The 17,638-nt window shown below is 65.1% G+C and carries 20 protein-coding genes; 12 read left to right on the plus strand and 8 right to left on the minus strand.

Annotated elements, in window-relative coordinates:
- The first annotated feature begins 2 nt into the window (after positions 1-2).
- Together dapC and ACIQF4_RS01560 are read left to right on the plus strand one after the other, a co-directional pair.
- Complete coding sequence (dapC, locus tag ACIQF4_RS01555) at positions 3-1,148, plus strand: succinyldiaminopimelate transaminase (RefSeq protein WP_400513975.1); 1,146 nt, start codon at positions 3-5, stop codon at positions 1,146-1,148.
- Positions 1,149-1,375: 227 nt separating this feature from the next.
- Positions 1,376-2,662: a citrate synthase gene (locus ACIQF4_RS01560; RefSeq protein WP_066277559.1), complete on the plus strand. Its 1,287-nt coding sequence runs from the start codon at positions 1,376-1,378 to the stop codon at positions 2,660-2,662.
- A gap of 82 nt (positions 2,663-2,744) precedes the next feature.
- Here ACIQF4_RS01560 and galE read toward each other — a convergent pair whose 3' ends face one another.
- Positions 2,745-3,758 (minus strand): UDP-glucose 4-epimerase GalE, encoded by a 1,014-nt coding sequence (galE, locus tag ACIQF4_RS01565; RefSeq protein WP_231456374.1) that lies wholly within the window; start codon positions 3,756-3,758, stop codon positions 2,745-2,747.
- A 143-nt stretch (positions 3,759-3,901) separates the two neighbouring features.
- Here galE and ACIQF4_RS01570 point away from each other — a divergent pair, with 143 nt between their 5' ends.
- Together ACIQF4_RS01570 and ACIQF4_RS01575 are read left to right on the plus strand one after the other, a co-directional pair.
- A complete protein-coding gene (locus ACIQF4_RS01570) occupies positions 3,902-4,504 on the plus strand; it encodes a TetR family transcriptional regulator C-terminal domain-containing protein (RefSeq protein ID WP_350001887.1) in 603 nt (200 codons plus the stop codon).
- A gap of 96 nt (positions 4,505-4,600) precedes the next feature.
- The gene (locus tag ACIQF4_RS01575; protein WP_350001885.1) at positions 4,601-5,212 is read left to right on the plus strand and encodes a hypothetical protein; all 612 of its coding nucleotides are present in this window, start codon (positions 4,601-4,603) and stop codon (positions 5,210-5,212) included.
- 46 nt (positions 5,213-5,258) lie between these two features.
- Here ACIQF4_RS01575 and ACIQF4_RS01580 read toward each other — a convergent pair whose 3' ends face one another.
- Both ACIQF4_RS01580 and dapD read right to left on the minus strand, forming a co-directional pair.
- Positions 5,259-6,116 carry a hypothetical protein gene (locus tag ACIQF4_RS01580; RefSeq protein ID WP_400513977.1) on the minus strand — a complete coding sequence of 286 codons (858 nt, stop codon included), beginning with the start codon at positions 6,114-6,116 and terminating at the stop codon, positions 5,259-5,261.
- 7 nt (positions 6,117-6,123) lie between these two features.
- Positions 6,124-7,146 (minus strand): 2,3,4,5-tetrahydropyridine-2,6-dicarboxylate N-succinyltransferase, encoded by a 1,023-nt coding sequence (gene dapD, locus ACIQF4_RS01585; protein ID WP_350001881.1) that lies wholly within the window; start codon positions 7,144-7,146, stop codon positions 6,124-6,126.
- A 50-nt stretch (positions 7,147-7,196) separates the two neighbouring features.
- On the opposite strand from dapD, the gene dapE reads away from it, so the two are divergent.
- Entirely contained in the window at positions 7,197-8,333 is a 1,137-nt protein-coding gene (gene dapE / locus ACIQF4_RS01590; RefSeq protein WP_400513979.1) for a succinyl-diaminopimelate desuccinylase, read from the plus strand.
- Between the two features lie 55 nt (positions 8,334-8,388).
- On the opposite strand, the gene ACIQF4_RS01595 is transcribed toward dapE, so the two are convergent.
- The 4 genes from ACIQF4_RS01595 to ACIQF4_RS01610 all read right to left on the minus strand — a co-directional run bounded on the left by ACIQF4_RS01595 (position 8,389) and on the right by ACIQF4_RS01610 (position 11,671).
- Complete coding sequence (locus ACIQF4_RS01595) at positions 8,389-9,228, minus strand: ABC transporter permease subunit (RefSeq protein WP_350001878.1); 840 nt, start codon at positions 9,226-9,228, stop codon at positions 8,389-8,391.
- Positions 9,225-9,875, minus strand: coding sequence for an amino acid ABC transporter permease (locus ACIQF4_RS01600; protein WP_102974984.1), 651 nt, complete (start codon positions 9,873-9,875; stop codon positions 9,225-9,227). Before ACIQF4_RS01600 ends, ACIQF4_RS01595 begins: the two co-directional genes overlap by 4 nt.
- Positions 9,876-9,960: 85 nt before the next feature.
- A complete protein-coding gene (locus ACIQF4_RS01605) occupies positions 9,961-10,848 on the minus strand; it encodes a glutamate ABC transporter substrate-binding protein (RefSeq protein ID WP_350001877.1) in 888 nt (295 codons plus the stop codon).
- A 67-nt stretch (positions 10,849-10,915) separates the two neighbouring features.
- Positions 10,916-11,671 carry an amino acid ABC transporter ATP-binding protein gene (locus ACIQF4_RS01610; protein ID WP_231456382.1) on the minus strand — a complete coding sequence of 252 codons (756 nt, stop codon included), beginning with the start codon at positions 11,669-11,671 and terminating at the stop codon, positions 10,916-10,918.
- Between the two features lie 104 nt (positions 11,672-11,775).
- On the opposite strand from ACIQF4_RS01610, the gene ACIQF4_RS01615 reads away from it, so the two are divergent.
- The 4 genes from ACIQF4_RS01615 (at position 11,776) to ACIQF4_RS01630 (ending at position 14,697) form a co-directional block, all read left to right on the plus strand.
- Complete coding sequence (locus ACIQF4_RS01615) at positions 11,776-12,558, plus strand: TIGR00730 family Rossman fold protein (protein ID WP_104185063.1); 783 nt, start codon at positions 11,776-11,778, stop codon at positions 12,556-12,558.
- Positions 12,559-12,616: 58 nt separating this feature from the next.
- Positions 12,617-12,997: a DivIVA domain-containing protein gene (locus tag ACIQF4_RS01620; RefSeq protein WP_400513982.1), complete on the plus strand. Its 381-nt coding sequence runs from the start codon at positions 12,617-12,619 to the stop codon at positions 12,995-12,997.
- Positions 12,994-14,274, plus strand: coding sequence for a hypothetical protein (locus tag ACIQF4_RS01625; RefSeq protein WP_400513984.1), 1,281 nt, complete (start codon positions 12,994-12,996; stop codon positions 14,272-14,274). The genes ACIQF4_RS01620 and ACIQF4_RS01625 overlap by 4 nt, the downstream gene beginning before the upstream one ends.
- A gap of 255 nt (positions 14,275-14,529) precedes the next feature.
- A complete protein-coding gene (locus tag ACIQF4_RS01630; RefSeq protein ID WP_009357720.1) occupies positions 14,530-14,697 on the plus strand; it encodes a DUF3117 domain-containing protein in 168 nt (55 codons plus the stop codon).
- A 55-nt stretch (positions 14,698-14,752) separates the two neighbouring features.
- Here the strand turns inward: ACIQF4_RS01630 and ACIQF4_RS01635 are convergent, their stop codons facing one another.
- Positions 14,753-15,385, minus strand: a complete 633-nt coding sequence (locus ACIQF4_RS01635; RefSeq protein WP_350001871.1) for an O-methyltransferase — start codon at positions 15,383-15,385, stop codon at positions 14,753-14,755.
- Between the two features lie 225 nt (positions 15,386-15,610).
- Here ACIQF4_RS01635 and sigE point away from each other — a divergent pair, with 225 nt between their 5' ends.
- The 3 genes from sigE (at position 15,611) to ACIQF4_RS01650 (ending at position 17,582) form a co-directional block, all read left to right on the plus strand.
- Complete coding sequence (gene sigE / locus ACIQF4_RS01640; RefSeq protein WP_350001868.1) at positions 15,611-16,225, plus strand: RNA polymerase sigma factor SigE; 615 nt, start codon at positions 15,611-15,613, stop codon at positions 16,223-16,225.
- Between the two features lie 7 nt (positions 16,226-16,232).
- Positions 16,233-17,105: an anti-sigma factor gene (locus ACIQF4_RS01645; protein WP_400513986.1), complete on the plus strand. Its 873-nt coding sequence runs from the start codon at positions 16,233-16,235 to the stop codon at positions 17,103-17,105.
- 69 nt (positions 17,106-17,174) lie between these two features.
- Positions 17,175-17,582, plus strand: a complete 408-nt coding sequence (locus tag ACIQF4_RS01650; protein ID WP_350001865.1) for a Sec-independent protein translocase TatB — start codon at positions 17,175-17,177, stop codon at positions 17,580-17,582.
- Positions 17,583-17,638: the final 56 nt, after the last annotated feature.

Below are 17,638 nucleotides of genomic sequence, written 5' to 3' on the forward strand. Positions count from 1 at the left end.
CCGTGACCGCAGCGAGGACGTTTGGCCTGGACCTGCCCGACTACCCGTGGGAAGCCATGGCGCCGTATGCCGCCAAGGCAGCGCAGCACCCCGGCGGGGCCGTCAACCTGTCCATCGGGACCCCGGTGGACCCGACCCCCGCCCTCATCCAGGATGCACTGAAGGCCGCTGCTGACGCCCCGGGATACCCCACAGTGCACGGCACCCCGGCTTTGCGTGAAGCCATCGCTGGATGGTTTGAAAGGCGCCGCGGCGTCGCGGGGCTTGATCCCCGCAACATCATGCCGACCGTGGGCTCCAAGGAACTGGTGGCCTGGCTGCCGCTCCTGTTGGGGCTCAAGCCCGGTGACGTCGTCGTCCGCCCTAAGGTCGCCTACCCCACGTATGACATCGGCGCCACCCTTGCGGGTGTTACGTCCGTGGCGACCGACAACCTCGACGAACTGGACGACGCCACCCGCGCGCGCGTCCGGCTGATCTGGGTCAATTCGCCGGGTAACCCCACGGGCAGCGTCCGGGGAGTCGACTCCCTGAGGGCACTGGTGGAGCAGGCGAGGGAACTAGGCGCCGTGGTGGCCTCCGACGAGTGCTATGCGGAACTTGGCTGGGGCGACTGGGATGTCCAGCGCGGCGGACAGGCCGTGCCCAGCATCCTCGATCCGCGCGTGGCCGGCGGCTCCCACCAAGGCCTGCTGGCCGTCTACTCCCTGAGCAAGCAGTCCAACGTGGCGGGCTACCGGGCAGCGTTCGTTGCCGGCGACCCCGGGCTCATGCCCAACCTTGTGAACAGCCGCAAGCACGCGGGCATGATCGTGCCCTATCCGGTGCAGGAGGCCATGCGCGTGGCGCTCGGGGACGACGCCCACGTGGAGGCACAGAAGGACCTCTACCGGGGGCGCCGCGAGCGGCTCGTTCCGGCGTTGCTCGACTTCGGCCTCGAGATCAAGGATTCCGACGCCGGACTGTACCTGTGGTCCACCGCCGGCGAAAGCACCTGGGACACCGTGGGACGGCTGGCGGAGCGGGGCATTGTGGTGGGCCCGGGGGTTTTCTACGGCGAAGCCGGCAACGGTTACATCCGCGTCGCGTTGACGGGATCGGACGAGCGCATCGACGCAGCGGTGTCCCGGCTCATTGCGGCGCCGTAACAATACTGTGACTCGCGCCACAACCGGCCGGTTTTAGGGGCTTCCGGACCGTCTCGGATTAGTGGCACCCGCCAAGGGGCGGTACTTTTTAAGTGACTATCAATGGTGGCTTTCTACAAGAAGGCAGCCCGGGTGTTGGAACCTGTGTTCTCAGGCTTCGTGCGCGGCTCACCTGATGTTGGATCAAGCTTTCGACAGAGGCCCAGAAGCCTCATGAAGGGGACTCCATGACTGAGACCAACAATGCGGCCACCCTGCACCACGCAGGAGGCGAGCTTAAGCTGCCGCGCATCCAGGTTGTTGAAGGAAACGAGGGCTACGACGTTTCCAAACTGCTGAAGCAGACGGGCGCAGTCACCTTTGACCCCGGCTTCATGAATACGGCAGCCACGACTTCGGCTATCACCTACATCGACGGCGATGCTGGCATCCTGCGCTACCGCGGGTACCCCATCGAGCAGCTGGCGCAGCACTCCAGCTTCCTTGAGGTGTCCTACCTTTTGATCTACGGCAACCTGCCCAGCCCCACGGAGCTGGAAGAGTTCGACCAGAAAATCCGCCGCCACACCCTGCTGCATGAAGAGCTCAAGGGCTTCTTCAGCGGCTTCCCGCGCGACGCGCACCCCATGCCCGTGCTGTCCTCGGCAGTGTCGGCGCTGTCCACGTTCTACCAGGACTCGCTGGACCCGTTCAACGCCGAGCAGGTGGAAGTTTCCACGATCCGCCTGATGGCCAAGATGCCGGTGATCGCGGCGTACGCGCACAAGAAGTCCATCGGCCAGCCCATGCTGTACCCGGACAACTCCCACAACCTCGTGGAAAACTTCATGCGCCTGAGCTTCGGCCTCCCGGCCGAGCAGTACGAAGTCGACCCGGTCATTGCCAAGGCGCTGGATCTGCTGCTGATCCTGCACGCGGACCACGAACAGAACTGTTCAACGTCCACTGTGCGCCTGGTGGGCTCGTCCAACGCCAACCTGTTCGCATCGGTGTCCGCGGGCATCAACGCGCTCTTCGGGCCCGCGCACGGTGGTGCCAACGAGGCGGTGCTCAAGATGCTCCGCCAGATCCAGGCCGACGGCACCAAGCCCGAGGACTACATGGAGAAGGTCAAGAACAAGGAAGACGGCGTCCGGCTCATGGGCTTCGGGCACCGTGTCTACAAGAACTACGATCCGCGCGCGAAGATCGTCAAGGCCACTGCCCACGAGATCCTCAGCAAGCTTGGCGGCAACGACGAACTGCTGGACATCGCACTGCGCCTTGAAGAGAAGGCACTCAACGATGACTACTTCATCCAGCGCAAGCTCTACCCGAACGTGGACTTCTACACCGGCCTGATCTACAAGGCCATGGGCTTCCCGGAGAAGATGTTCACGGTACTGTTCGCAATCGGCCGCCTCCCGGGCTGGATTGCCCAGTGGCGCGAAATGATCAGCGACCCGAACACCAAGATCGGCCGTCCGCGCCAGCTCTACATCGGCGAACCGGAGCGTGACTACCCGGTCCGCTGACCTCCGTTTCAGCAAGGCCTGACGTACGACGGCGGCCGCCCACCTTCCAGAGGTGGGCGGCCGCTTGCGTTGATGGGGGAGATCAGGCGTTGTAGCCCTGCGGGTTGTTCTTCTGCCAGCGCCAGTGGTCCTCGCACATCTGGTCAACGGTTTTGGTGGTGGACCAGCTGAGGTCCGCCAGGGCGGACGTAGCGTCGGCCCAGAAGGCGGGGAGGTCGCCGGCGCGGCGGCCGGTGATCTCGTAGGGGATGGGCTGCCCGACTGCCTTCTCGAAGGAGCGCAGCACCTCCAGGACGGAGGAGCCCTTGCCGGAGCCCAGGTTCCAGCGGAAGACGCCTGTGCGCTCCGCAACGTAGTTGAGCGCGGCCACGTGCCCTTCGGCAAGGTCCACAACATGGATGTAGTCGCGCAGGCAGGTGCCGTCCGGGGTGTCGTAGTCGCCGCCGAAGACCATCAGCTTCTCGCGGCGGCCGACTGCCACCTGGGCGATGAAGGGTACAAGGTTGTTCGGGATGCCCTGGGGGTCCTCGCCGATCCGGCCGGAGGGGTGTGCGCCGACGGGGTTGAAGTAGCGCAGCAGGGCTATGTGCCAGCGGGAGTCCGCGGCGCCCAGGTCCGAGAGGATGTCCTCGATCTGCTCCTTGGTCCGGCCGTAGGGGTTGTTGGCCCCGATCTCCATCTTCTCCACGTAGGGGATCGGGTTGTGTTCGCCATAGACGGTGGCTGAGGAGCTGAAAACGATGGACCGGACGTCGTGGCGGTCCATGACCCGGATGAGGTTCAGGGTCCCCACCAGGTTGTTGTGGTAGTACTTGAGCGGTTCCCGGACCGATTCGCCAACGGCTTTCAGCCCGGCGAAGTGGATCACCGCGTCAATGGGGCTGGCGGCGAAGACGCGCTCGACGGCGGCCTCGTCCACCAGGTCGACGTTGTGGAACTCCGCGGTCTTGCCGCTGAGCTCGGCAACCCGGCGGAGCGATTCCTCGCTGGAGTTGACCAGGTTGTCGATGACCACCACATCATGGCCGGCTTCCTGCAGGGATAAAACAGTGTGGGAACCAATGTAGCCGGTGCCCCCGGTGACCAGAATTTTCATGCTTCTAACGCTATCCCACGGACACTTGCTGCCGCCGCAGTGTTCCGGATGCCGGGCAGGGCCGCCGAACCCCGGGCCGGCGCGAAGTTGCGGCACGGCATGCCGGACCCCCTCAAGGAGCACATCCGTGCTAAATAGGAGGAGTGCCAAAAATTGTAGATGCCGAAGCCCGCCGCCAGGACGTTGTTGAAGCAGTTCTCCGCATCATTGCGGGTGACGGCCTGGAGCGGGCTTCCCTCCGGGAAACGGCGGACGAAGCCGGGCTGGCGGTTGGTTCTGTCCGGCACTATTTCGCAGGCAGCGAGGAGTTGCTGGCATTCTCCTTCGCCTCAGTGGTGGACCGCATCGTTCGCAGGCTTGAAGCGTCACTGCCTGACGTTCATGCGGCGGATCCTGGTAGCCCCGGGCACCGGGCTGCCATATTAACCCTTCTGTGCGGACTCCTGCCCCTGGACGGGCCCCGCGCGCTTGAGGTCTGCGCGTGGATGGCGTTCCGGAACGCGGCGAGGGTGCGTCCGTTCCTGGCCGCCGAAGCAGACAGGAGCCACCGGGAGGTGGCCGTCATCGTGGGCGCCGTTATCAGTGCGTTGAGGCCGGAGGGCGAGCCAAAGGAAAACCTGGTGGTGGAAGCCGAGCGGCTTCTTGCCACCCTGGACGGGCTGTGCATGCACGCCCTGCTGCAGCCCGGATGGATGACCCGGGAGATGTGCATCGAAGTCCTGGAACAGCACCTCGACGGGATGTGATGAGTGCCACTAACGTGGGCACAAGGGGGAATAGACTGGGAGCCGGGGGAGCTACCGGGTCACCCCCGGCATGGGCGCGCGACGGAAGGACGTCGGATGTATCAGACAAGCGGCACCAGGTGGCAAATCACCGCGGACACGTCGGGGCCAATGATGATAGCCCTGTTCGTCCGGGATACTGCAGGCCTGGACGGCGTTGGGCACCCCGCGTTGTCCCATGCAGCGCCTAAGGTACGCCGCGCCGATCATTCACACCTGACCGCGGATGTGGGCGGCCTGAGCGCATTGAAGACCGAGTGGGAGGCGTGGTGGGAGCAGTTGCTCAAGGCGCACCCCCAGACTTCACCTGAGCTGTCGCCGCCGGAATTCGACGCTTTTGGCAATTCTCCCGCCCTGCAGCGCGTGCTCCAGGCACACTTCGGCTCCGCCCTCACATGGGCGCGGGAGCGCAGGAGCGAATATGCCGAGCTTGAGGCGGAGCGGGCCGCCAGCGGTGCGGACCAGCTTCTTGAGGACATGGTGGACGACAGGCTTATGGAGGTTGGCCGGGACTCCCGGGACTTCAAACTGACGATCATCGAGCTGCCCCTTAATGAGCAGCGGGCCTGGTACCTGGAGCCGGACAAGATTATTATGAGCAACCGGCTGATGGCCGAACCTGAGCTCTTCCGCAGCTACGTGCAGCCGGTGGTCGAGATCCTCGTGTAGGGACGTCCACCAAGCAACAGCCGGGAGGTCTTCCTGCGGCAACCGTTCAGCTGCCGGTTCCTTGCGCCGCCACGGTGATCCGGACCTGTCCGTCCGTGGCTGCCGAGGCCTGCCACCCGTCCCGCGCTTCCCGGTCCCAGCTCCGGCCGGCGACCTCCACCCGGGTGACCTCGAAGCCTTTCGCGTTGGCAACCGCCCATTGCGCCACGGACCACGCCTGGCTGCCTGCGGCGTCCACCACCAGCGTTCCACCCTCAACAACGGTCCCGAGCGGCCCGTAGGCCTGGCTCAGCTCAGCCGACAGCGCTGCGGTGTCTCCGCCCGCACCAGCCGCCCGCAGGGTGCACTGGACGGCTTCGGGCGTCTGGCCGGACAGCCCGGAGGCAAAGGTCCGCCCCATTTCCTCGTGCTGCGCGTAGGCGGTGGGGTAGGCGGACCGCTGGACGCGCTGTGCTGCGTCCGTGATCTCCAGTGACTCATAACCGGGTATTTTGACCAGGGCGTCGTAAAAGGCGTTCGCAGCGTAGTAGGGATCCATGATCTGGGCCTCGGTTCCCCATCCCTGGGAGGGTCGCTGCTGGAACAGCCCCCGGGAGTCCGGACCCGCCTTGTCCCCGTGGTCAATGTTCCGGAGCTTGGACTCCTGCATGGCGGTGGCGAGGGCGATGCTCGCAGCACGCGGCGGAAGCCCGCGCTGCACCGCCACGGCGGTGATCAGGGATGCGTTGACGGCCTGGTCCGGGGCGAGTTCCGACGTACGCTCACCGATAGAGGCCCTGCAGCGCTCCGAAACAAGCGTTTCCGAGCGCTGCAGGAAAAACACGGCCGAGTAAATGCCGCCTGCCACCAGTGCCAGGGTGAGCACCAGTACTGCGAGGCGGCGCAGTCCGCGTCTTCGTGCCATGGAATGATCAGTTGGCGTGGAGGGCGTCGTTCAGTTCCACGGTCTGGCCTTTACGGGGGAGGACCTCTACCGCGCCGGTGGTGGAATTGCGGCGGAACAACAGGTTGGGCACACCGGACAGCTCGGCAGCCTTCACGATCTTGGTGGTGTCCTCGCCCACCTCGTCCTTGGGCCCCGGTACCCGCACCCGGGTCCCGGCCGTCACGTACAGGCCGGCTTCCACCACGGAGTCGTCACCGATGCTGATGCCCACGCCGGAGTTTGCCCCCAGCAGCACACGCTCGCCGATGGTGATCTTTTCCTTGCCGCCCCCGGAAAGCGTGCCCATGATGGAAGCCCCGCCGCCCACGTCACTGCCGTCGCCGGTGACCACGCCGGCCGAGATGCGGCCTTCCACCATCGACGTGCCCAGGGTTCCGGCGTTGAAGTTCACGAAGCCTTCGTGCATCACGGTGGTTCCTTCGGCCAGGTGCGCACCCAGCCGCACCCGGTCGGCGTCGGCAATTCTTACTCCGGAAGGAACGACGTAGTCCACCATGCGCGGGAACTTGTCGATGCCGTAGACGGTGACGGCGCCGCGGCGGCGCAGCCGCGCCCGCGTGAGCTCAAAGCCTTCCACGGCGGCGGGTCCGAAGTTGGTCCACACGACGTTGGGGAGCCTGCCGAAGATGCCGTCGAGGTTGATGGTGTTGGGGCGGACCAGGCGGTGCGAGAGGAGGTGCAGCCGCAGGTAGGCGTCGGCGGTATCTGCCGGGGCTTCATCGAGGTGGATCTGGACGAAAACGACCTTCTGCTCGGTGCCGCGGTCCTGGTCGGCACCATTTTCGGCAATGCTGGTCAGCGCCTCATCCGCGTTCTCGACCGAACGCAGGTTTTCGGCGGCCACGCCAAGGGCCGGAGCAGGAAACCAGACATCCAGGACGCTGGCGTCCCTGGTGGAAACGGTGGCCACGCCGAAGCCGTAGGCAGAGCGGTGGTCAGTGGATGCAGGCGAGGTTTCGGGCACGGCAGAAGAAGCAGTCTCAGTCATGGCCCCAGTCTATCGACGGGCGGGGACAGGGTCCGAACTAGACTGGCTTCGTGACTGCCGAAACCACTCCCCAGCCTTCCACCCTGCAGCTCGACCTCCGCCAGGATGTTGCGCTCCTTACTGCCGCCATCATGGACATCGACAGCGTGTCCGGGAACGAAAAGGAACTCGCGGACGCCGTGGAGGCGGCCCTGCTGGCCATTCCCCAGCTGAGCGTGCTCCGTGACGGCGATTCGATCATTGCCCGCACCGAATTGGGCCGCCCGGAGCGCGTCATCCTTGCAGGGCACCTCGATACGGTGCCGCTGCCGCTGGCAGGGGGTGCCAAAGGGACCGTGCCTTCCAGCTGGGAGTCCGGTATCCCGGGGGAGGGGATCCTGTACGGCCGGGGCGCCACGGACATGAAGGGCGGCGTGGCGGTCCAGCTGGCCCTGGCGGCCACAATGTTCGACGACGGCGCCGCGCCGAAGCGGGACGTCACCTTCGTGTTTTACGACCACGAGGAGGTGGAAGCCGTCAAGAGCGGCCTGGGGCGCCTGGTCCGAAACCACGGCCACCTGCTCCACGGCGACTTCGCCATCCTCCTGGAACCGACGGACGGGACGGTGGAGGGCGGCTGCAACGGCACCAGCAGGTTCGAGGTGGCAACGGTGGGGGAGGCGGCCCACTCCGCCCGCGCCTGGATGGGCAGCAACGCCATCCACGCCGCGGCACCCATCCTTGCGAGGCTGGCCGGTTACGAACCGCAGACCATCGCGGTGGACGGGCTCGAGTACCGTGAAAGCCTCAACGCCGTGAAGATCAACGGCGGTACGGCCGGCAACGTGATTCCGGACCGGTGCGTGGTGGAAATCAACTACCGGTTCGCGCCGGACAAAAACCCCGACCAGGCTGAAGCCGTAGTGCGGGAGCTCCTGGCGGGTTTCGACGTTGTGCGCACGGATGCTGCCGCAGGAGCCCGGCCCGGACTGAACCACCCGGCTGCCGCGTCCTTCGTTGCCGCCGTGGGAGCCGAGCCGAAGCCCAAATACGGCTGGACCGACGTCGCCCGTTTCAGCGAGCTGGGGATCCCGGCGGTGAACTTCGGTCCGGGGGACGCGCTGCTGGCCCACAAGGACAACGAACACGTCCACGCGGATGCCATCCGCGCCTGCCTGCGGGCGCTGCAGGACTGGCTCGCAACCTGAACTTAAAACGATGGCCCGGACCAGTTGGTCCGGGCCATCGTTGCAGGGAGAACGATCAGGGAACGGGTGCTTCAGCCTTTTCGGGCTCGGCCTTAGCCACGCCGCCAGCCGCCTTCTTCGATCCGCGCCGCTCGATCCACACCGCGATCCTCGAAACGAGGATGTTGATGGCGATGTAGATGGCTGCCGCCACGAAGAAGATCGGGAACAGGAACTGCGTACCCAGGAAGTCCGCCATGACCTGCACGGCGCGAAGGAGCTCGCCGTACGCCACGATGTAGCCGAGCGAGGTGTCCTTGAGGAGCACCACCATCTGCGCCACCAGGGACGGCATCATGCGCCTGATCGCCTGCGGCAGCTCGATCAGCATGCGTGACTTGAAGCTGGTCAGGCCGATGGCAAGCCCGGCCTCTCGCTGCCCCTTGGGCAGCGACTGGATGCCGGCACGGATGATTTCGGCGAACACTGCGGAGTTGTACAGCACCAGGCCGGTGACAACAGCAATGAACGGCGAGGTGCCGAAGCCCAGCAGGACGAACAGCATCATGAGGACTACCGGCATGCCGCGGAGGAATTCCAGCACCACCCGGATGGGGATCCGGATGAAGGCCACATCCGAGATGCGGAGCAGGCAGAGCAGCAGGCCCAGGGGGAAGGCGATGACAGCCGCGAGGGCTGCAGCGCTGAGCGTTGCGCCCAGGCCGTTGCCCAGGAGCGTCCATACATCGGCCCGGGTGAAGATCTGCCAGCGGCGTCCTTCAAAGATGCCCTGCTGCGCGAAAGTCATGATGATCCAGGCCAGCAGGCCCAGGATCAGCAGCGAACCCACGATGGATCCGATCAGGGAAATGCGCCGGGCTTTGGGGCCTGGCACGTCGTAGAGGACTGAGCTCATCGGGCAATCGCCACCTTTCGTTCCACCGTGCTGGCCAGGATGCCCAGCGGAACGGTGAGGAGCAGATAGAAGAACGCAACGCCCAGCAGGACGGGGATGACGGCGTCACCGTTGGCGTTTGCCAGCTGCCGGCCGTAGCCGAACAGCTCCAGGACGAAGAATGCGCCGGCAACCGAGGAGTTCTTGACCAGTGCGATCAGGATGTTGATAAGCGGCGGGACCACCGTCCGCAGGGCCTGCGGCAGGATGATGAGGTTCAGGACCTGCCCGAAGTTCATCCCGATGCTGCGGGCCGCTTCGGCCTGGCCCACCGGAACGCTGTTGACACCCGAGCGGACAGCTTCGGCGATGAACGCTGCGGTGTAGGTGCTCAGTGCAATGATGGCGGCAATTTCGAACTGCTCGAACTTCACTCCGAGCCGGGGAAGGACAATTGCGGCGAAGAAGAAGGCAATGGTCAGCGGAGTGTTCCGGAGGACCTCCACATAAACGGTGCTGAATCCGCGGAGCGCTGCCACAGGGGAAACCCTGGCTGCTGCGAGGAGGGTGCCGAGTACCAGCGCGATGACGCCGGAAACGGCGGAGAGGAAAAGCGTGCGAAGAAAACCGTTCCAGTAGAGGGGAAGGTTCTCAAGAATGACGTCCATAGGATCCTTTGGATGTGGGCGTGGACGGAAGCGGAGACGGTGGTTGCCGGGGCCGCGGAGCAGCCCCGGCAACCACTGGGGTTACTTAGTAACGGTCAATCTCGGGCAGCTCGGGGGCAGTCTTGATGACCGAGCCCGCAGTGTCCTCCCAGGCCTTCTTGTAGGACCCGTTTTCCTCGAACTTTTCCAGCTGGTCGTTGATCCAGTTGCGGAACTCGGTGTCGTCCTTCTTCAGGCCGATGCCGTAGGGCTCCTTGGTGAAGGTCTCGTCGGAGGCGAGCTTGAAGGCTTCCGGCTCCTTGTCCACGAAGCCGGCCAGGATCACGTTGTCCGTGGTGACGGCTTCTACCTGCTTGTTGCGCAGCGGCTCAAGGCAGGCCGAGTAGGTTGCAGCCGGAACGAGTTCCGCTCCGTACTGGTCCACGATGGTGGCGGCCGGGGTGGAGCCCGTCACCGAGCACACCTTCTTGCCGCGGACGTCTTCGGGGGTCTTAATGGAGTCATTGTCTGCGTTGACCATCAGCGCCTGGCCGGCCTCGTAGTACGGGCCCGCAAAGCTGACGACCTGCTTGCGCTTGTCGTTGATGGTGTACGTGGCGATGACCAGGTCAACCTTGCCCTGTTCGATGAACGGCTCGCGGTTGGCGGAAACAGTCTCGGACCATTCGATCTTGTCAGCCGGGATGCCCAGCTCGGCCGCGATCAGCTTGCCGATCTCGACGTCGAAGCCGATGGGCTTGCCGTCCAGGCCCACCTGGCCGAAGAGGGGCTGGTCGTACTTGGTGCCGATCTTGATGGTGCCGGCCGAGGCGAGCTTTTCCATGGTGGTGCCGGCAGCGAACGTGGGCTCTGCAGCAACCGAGGGATCGCCCCCGGCGTCGGTGCCGCCCCCGCCGCAGGCGCTCAGGGACAGGGCGAGAGCGGCGGTAGCCGCCACGAAGAATGACTTCCGCCGGGTCATAAATGCCTTCATGACATTCCTTTCATTGCGGCCGTGGGTCACGGCCTGGGTGCGAACTTGGAGTGTTTGTCCGGGTGGATCAGTGGGTGAGGAGCTTGGACAGGAAGTCCTTGGCGCGGTCGCTCTTCGGATTGGTGAAGAACTCCTCCGGGGTGGCGTCCTCAACGATCTGGCCGTCCGCCATAAATACGACGCGGTCCGCGGCCTTGCGGGCGAATCCCATCTCGTGGGTGACCACGATCATGGTCATGCCCTCCTTGGCCAGCTGGATCATGACGTCCAGGACCTCATTGATCATTTCCGGGTCGAGGGCGGAGGTGGGCTCGTCAAAGAGCATGACCTTGGGCTTCATGGCCAGCGCCCGGGCGATCGCGACGCGCTGCTGCTGCCCGCCGGACAGCTGCGCCGGGAGCTTCGGGGCCTGGTGGCCCACGCCAACGCGTTCAAGGAGCGCCATTGCGTCCTTGTCCGCGGCTGCCTTGGAGACGCCTTTGACCTTGATGGGCCCGAGGGTCACGTTTTCGAGGATGGTTTTGTGGGCGAAAAGGTTGAAGGACTGGAAGACCATTCCGACGTCGGCACGCAGTTGCGCCAGTTCCTTGCCTTCCTCGGGCAGGACCTTTCCATCGATGCTGATGGTCCCGCCTTCGATGGTTTCGAGGCGGTTGATGGCGCGGCAAAGGGTGGACTTACCGGAGCCCGAAGGCCCGATGACCACAACAACCTCGCCCTTGCGGACCTGGAGGTTGATGTCCTTCAGTACGTGCAGCTGGCCGTAATGCTTGTTTACGGCGTTCAGGGAGACGAGGGCATCGCCGGGCACATGAGTAGTCATAGGAAGAATCTAGCGAACAACACAGGCTTATGACGCGAATCACCCCATGTTCCTGCGGATCGTGATTCAAGAGATACCTCCGGCTGGCAGGTTAGCCTAGGGGAATGAGCATCAGTGCAGATCCGGCAAGAAATTCCCAACCACGCCGCAAGGGGCCCCTTGAGCTGCGCCGCAAACAAGCGGCCGTGGAGATGTCGGACCAGCATCTGCTTGATACCAAGGGCCCCGGGCAGTTCGTCCACACCGATCCCTGGCGGGTCCTGCGAATCCAGAGCGAGTTCGTGGAAGGCTTCGGTGCCCTGGCGGACATCGGCAAGGCCGTGAGCGTCTTCGGTTCAGCACGCACCAAGCCCGGCAGCCCCTACTACGAGATGGGCGTGGAGGTGGGGCGGAAACTGGCGGAGGCCGGCGTTGCCGTCATCACCGGCGGCGGCCCCGGATCCATGGAGGCCGCCAACCGCGGCACCGTGGAGGGCAACGGCGTGTCCGTGGGCCTGGGGATCGAGCTGCCGTTCGAGCAGGGCCTGAACCAGTGGGTGGACCTGGGCATCAACTTCCGGTACTTTTTTGCCCGCAAAACGATGTTCGTCAAATACGCCCAGGGGTTCATCGTCCTGCCCGGCGGGCTGGGAACCCTCGACGAGTTGTTCGAGGCCATGGTCCTGGTGCAGACGCGGAAGGTGACATCCTTCCCGATCGTCCTCCTCGGCGTCGACTTCTGGGGTCCAATGATCGAGTGGATCAGGGGCACCCTGGTGGCCGAAGGCATGGTCTCCGAAAAGGACCTGGACCTGATCCAGGTGGTTGACGATCCAGCCGAGGCCGTTGATCGTGTGCTCCACGGGGCAGTTACGCCCTCCTTCAAGGGAGAGCAGCGGCCGGAGTAGCCGGTCCCGCCCGGGTGTCCGGGCTGGCAGCAGCCACCCGGTCTGGCACGATGGAACGGTGAGTTTCTTTCTGGTTTTCCTGGCCATCGGGCTGGTCGGGGCAGTTTTCTGGGTGGGCCTCGGGCTGCGTTCCGGCAGGAAAGGCAACGGTCCGTTGCCCGTCCTGCTCGACGGCGGCTTTGAACAGCCGCCTGCCAACCTTCCCCCTGTCCTGCTTCCTGCCCGGGCCGCGCCGGAGGATGTGGACCGCGTGCGCTTCTCCCTTGGCCTCCGGGGCTACCGGATGAACCAGGTGGACCAGGTCCTGGATGAGTTGCGGGACCAGCTCGCCTCCAAACAGGAGGAGATTGACGCCTTGCGGGCAGAGCTGCTGGCCCTGCAGGAGGACGCCGCCACGGAACCCGGCGGGACCGGGCCCACTGGAGAGAACACGCTGTGAGCACAGTGGCGCGGCGCCGCGCAGGCATCCTCCCCTCGCTTCAAGGGGTAGCCGGGCAGGCGGGAACGGCCCTCCGGGGCTTGCCGTGGTGGCTGCAGGTTACCGCCATCTACTTGGCCGCCCGCCTGGCCAGCGCCTGCATCTTCATGGCTGCTGCCCTCCACCAGGGCCCCAACCCCTGGTTCCCGGCCAAGCCCGATTACTGGAACTTCATCAACATCTGGGACGCCCGCTGGTATGCCCAGGTCATTGCCGGCGGCTACCCTTCCGTCCTCCCGACGGACGCCGCAGGCAACGTCCAGGAAAACACGTGGGCCTTCTATCCCTTGTTTCCTGCCCTGGCCGGAGGGCTCAGCGGACTTACCGGCATGGCTCCCGCAGCTGCCCTGACCATCATCGCCATGCTTGCGGGCTGGGGCGCGGCGCTGGTTGTCTACGTCCTTTTCCGGCACAAGGCCTCCCACGCGCCCGCGCTTTGGGGTGTTGCCTTCTTCGCTACCTTCCCCGTCTCGGCCGTCCTGCAGGTGCCATATGCCGAACCGCTGTCCCTGCTGCTCCTCGCCGCAGCATTGCTGCTGGTGATCCGGAGGCAGTACCTCTGGGCCATTCCCGTGGTGGTGCTCCTGTGCCTGTCCCGCCCGGTAGGCGTTCCCTTTGCCGCCACCCTGGGGCTGCTCCTCCTGCACCGTCTCTGGGCGCGGTTCGGCAAAGATCGGTTCCGCAATGCACCACCGCCCGCAGGGCAGCGGGAAGGAACCCATGCCACCCGTGACCTCGCAGCACTCGCCGTCCTGACCGGCGTCGGAGGCGCCATGGCGCTCGCCTGGCCCGCGGCAGCCTGGGCGGCCACCGGAGACATCCAGGCCTACACCAAAACGGAAACGGTATGGCGCGGCCACGACCTGGTGCCCTTCAAGCCATGGTTCGACACCGGCATCAGCCTTTTCGGGCCGGTGTTGGGAGTACTGGCCCCCTTCATTTACGTGGCGCTCTTCGCCGCCATGCTCTTCCTGCCCGCCGTCCGGCAGCTCGGCGTCGAACTCCGCTTGTGGTGCGCCTGCTATATGGCCTACCTGGTGGTGTTCCTGCATCCGCAGACCAGCACCTTCCGCATGCTGCTGCCACTGTTTCCGCTGGCGTTGGGAGCCGCCCTGGCCTCCAGGTCCCGGGCCTACCGCGGGACGGTGGTGCTCATGTTCCTGCTGCTGCAGATTGTCTGGATCGTGTGGCTGTGGGCCTGGGCGCAATTGCCGGGCGGAGGGGATTACCCTCCCTAGCCAGGGGATTATCCACCCTGGCCATTGGGGCTTCCGCGCAGGTCAGGGCGGAAATAGCGGCACGCAGGAAATGTCCATCGATTAGCTACGTGCGGGTAATTCCGCGATAATAGTTAGTAAGCAAGGACAAAAAGCATTCAGAATACGCGCAGCCCGGGCGGTGTCCAACCACTCCGCCATGGCAGCTTTGATCTACATGCGGACACAGCCCGCCCGGGCTGATCAGTCCTGGGACTAAATGGAGGGGAATTCCTCATGGCGGCTATGAAACCACGCACCGGCGACGGCCCAATGGAAGTCACCAAGGAGGGCCGCAGCCTGATCATGCGCGTCCCGCTCGAAGGCGGCGGGCGTCTGGTGGTCGAGCTGAACGCTGCCGAGGCAGCCAACCTCAAGGAATGCCTGGTCGGCGTTACCGAATAATCGTGAAAAGGCAGGGCCTGCAGCCACCGGCTGCGGGCCCTGCCTTTTTCGGATCCTATTTCTTGACCGCTACCAGCAGGCCGTCGCCGGTGGGGAGCATGGCCGAAGCGAGCCTGTCGTCGTCGCGGATCGCCTTGCCCACCTGGCGAAGGACCACGGTGTTGGCTTCGCGGCTTGCCGGGTTGGCCACCTTGTCCTTGTCCAGCGCGTCGTTAATGATCAGCAGCCCTGCAGGCTTCAGTAGCCGGATGGCCTGTTCCACGTATCGGGGAAGCCCGGGTTTGTCGGCGTCAATGAACACCAGGTCATAGGCACGGTCTGTCAGGCGGGGAAGGACGTCGCCCGCCCGGCCGGAAATGGTCCGGGTACGGTTTGCCGGGCTGCCCGCCTCGGAGAACGCCTCCCGCGCCGCCCGAAGGTGTTCGACGTCCACGTCAATGGTGGTGAGCACGGACTGTGGGCCAAGGCCGCGGAGCAGGCACACACCTGAAACTCCAGCCCCTGTCCCGATCTCGACGGCGGTCTGGGCTTTGGACGCGGCAGCCAGCACAGTGAGGACTGCTCCCACTCCCGGGCCAATGGGTGTCACGCCAAGCTCGAAGGAGCGCTCCCTGGCCCGAAGCATGACCTCATCCTCAGCAGGAAGATCTTCTGCATAGGACCAGCTGGTGGACTTGTCGGCGCTCATGGGTTTCGCTTTCTGGGCGGCAGGGAATGTCCTTTACAGCCTACTGTGTCCGGCGGCAACGGCAGGGGAGGCGGGCGGTTGCGCCTAGGGCTGAACTTTTCCACAATCAGGAAATTCCCAGACAAGTTTGAAATGATTAATATCCGCTCATCCAAAAGGTGACCGGCGCCGAATCAGAGATGTCAACAGTATCCGGGCGTTAGTATTCCACGAGGGGAGTGGACGATGTCATCTTCAGTTGTGGCACCTGTCCCTGCAACAAACCATCCTGAGGTTGAGTGGGTTCGTCCCACCTGGGAAGAAGTGGTCACCAACCACTCGGCGAAGGTCTACCGGCTGGCTTACCGCCTGACGGGCAACAAGTACGACGCCGAGGACCTCACCCAGGAGGTGTTTGTCCGCGTCTTCCGCTCACTGGAGAACTTCAAGCCAGGCACGCTTGACGGCTGGCTGCACCGGATCACCACCAACCTCTTCCTGGACCAGGCGCGCCGGAAAACCCGGATCAGGTTCGACGCCCTCGCCGAGGATGCGGAGTCGCGGCTTCCCGGCCGCGAGCCCGGTCCGGAACAGAGCTTCGAGCTCAACAACCTGGACCTGGACGTCCAGGCTGCGCTGGAGGAACTTCCCCCGGACTTCCGCGCCGCCGTCGTCCTCTGCGACCTCGAAGGCCTGTCCTACGATGAAGTGGCGGAAGCGCTGGGCGTGAAGCTGGGCACCGTCCGCTCGAGGATCCACCGCGGCCGGACCATGCTTCGGGAGAAGCTGGCACACCGGGACCCGCGTCCCCAGCAGTCGCGCCGCAAACTGTCCATGCCGCGTATCGCCGGCATCCTCTGAACGGCGCATGAGGTCCCCGACTCCCTTCGGACGCAGGCACCAGCGCACCAGCAGCCACCTCCGGTCCTGCCAGGAATGCTCTGCAGCGGTGCGGCGGGAACGCCAGTACCTGGAGCGGCTCCGCGATGCCCCTATCCCTCCCGCCAGCGATGACCTGACAGCCCGGCTGCTGGCCCGGACGCAGGAGCTGGCTGCCGTCCCCCAGGTTCCCTTGCAACGGCCCGCGCAGCCCCGCACGGCTGTCCGGGTCCTGGCGCTGGCCGCCGGCGGCAGCACGGCCGCGGCGGCTGTCCTGGCTGCAGGCGCCTTTGCTGCGGCAGGGGATCCCCTGCCCGGGGAGGCCTTGGGGAACCCGGCTGCTTTCTCGCAGGTCTCGTCCCGGACACCGGCGGATGGCAGGCAGCTGAACGCTGAACAGCTCACCCTGCTTCGCTCCGAAGGCTGGGCCTGCCCGGAACTTGAAGCGATGGGCTTCCACCTTGAGTCGGCGAAGGCCACGGTGCTCAACGGGCAGCCGGCGGTGGAGCTGCGGCTGACGGACGGGTCCCACTACGCCACGGTGACCGAACAGCGGCTTCCCGCCCAAGGCGGTGGAGAACAGGGCGGAACTGCGCACCGGGAAGCGGATACCAATCTTCGCGTGTGGCAGTCATCGCCGTGGCTGGCAACCTACCGGACACCGGGGCACAGCTTCACTTACGAGTCCGACCTGCCGGCGGAACGGGCCGATGACGCCGTCGCCATCCTGCAGCGCCTGGGCGCCAGGGCTGAAGAAGGGGTTGCCGCCGGAGCATCGGCGTCCCCCGAAGCAGGAGGGGAGCCGCTCACCACGCGGCTGCAGCGGGGAGCGAACCGGATCGTGGCCTTTTTCACCCCATAGCGCATGCACTTCTCCCGGGCCCCGGGTTGAAATCGTCACTGGCAGCCCGGAGAGGGTAATCTTCCTAAAGTGTTTGGAATCAACGGCCCGGAGTTCTTTCTTCTGCTGATCATTGGCGTTCTGGTGATCGGCCCCCAGCGGCTGCCCGAATACACCCAGAAGCTGGCGAACCTGGTCAAGGAAGTCCGGCGCATGGCCTCCGGTGCCCGCGAGCAGATCAAGGAAGAAGTCGGGATCGACATCGATGATGTCGATTGGAAGAAGTACGACCCCCGGCAGTACGATCCCCGGCGCATCATTAAAGAGGCGCTCCTCGACGACGATTCCAAACCCGTCAGCGCCGGCGCGCCGGCCGCAGTGGCCGCCGTCTCCGGAGCCGCCGCCGTGGCAGCCGACACCGCGCCGAAGCGGCCTGAACGCGTGATCCAGTCACTGCCGCCGGGCGAAGCTGCCCCCTTCGACACCGAAGCCACCTAGAACGCCTGCACGGGTTTCACGGCACTGCATTCGGCTGCCGGCACCCAACTGGCTGA

The sequence above is a fragment of the Pseudarthrobacter sp. NPDC092202 genome, assembly GCF_044755505.1.
Classification (GTDB): Bacteria; Actinomycetota; Actinomycetes; order Actinomycetales; family Micrococcaceae; genus Arthrobacter.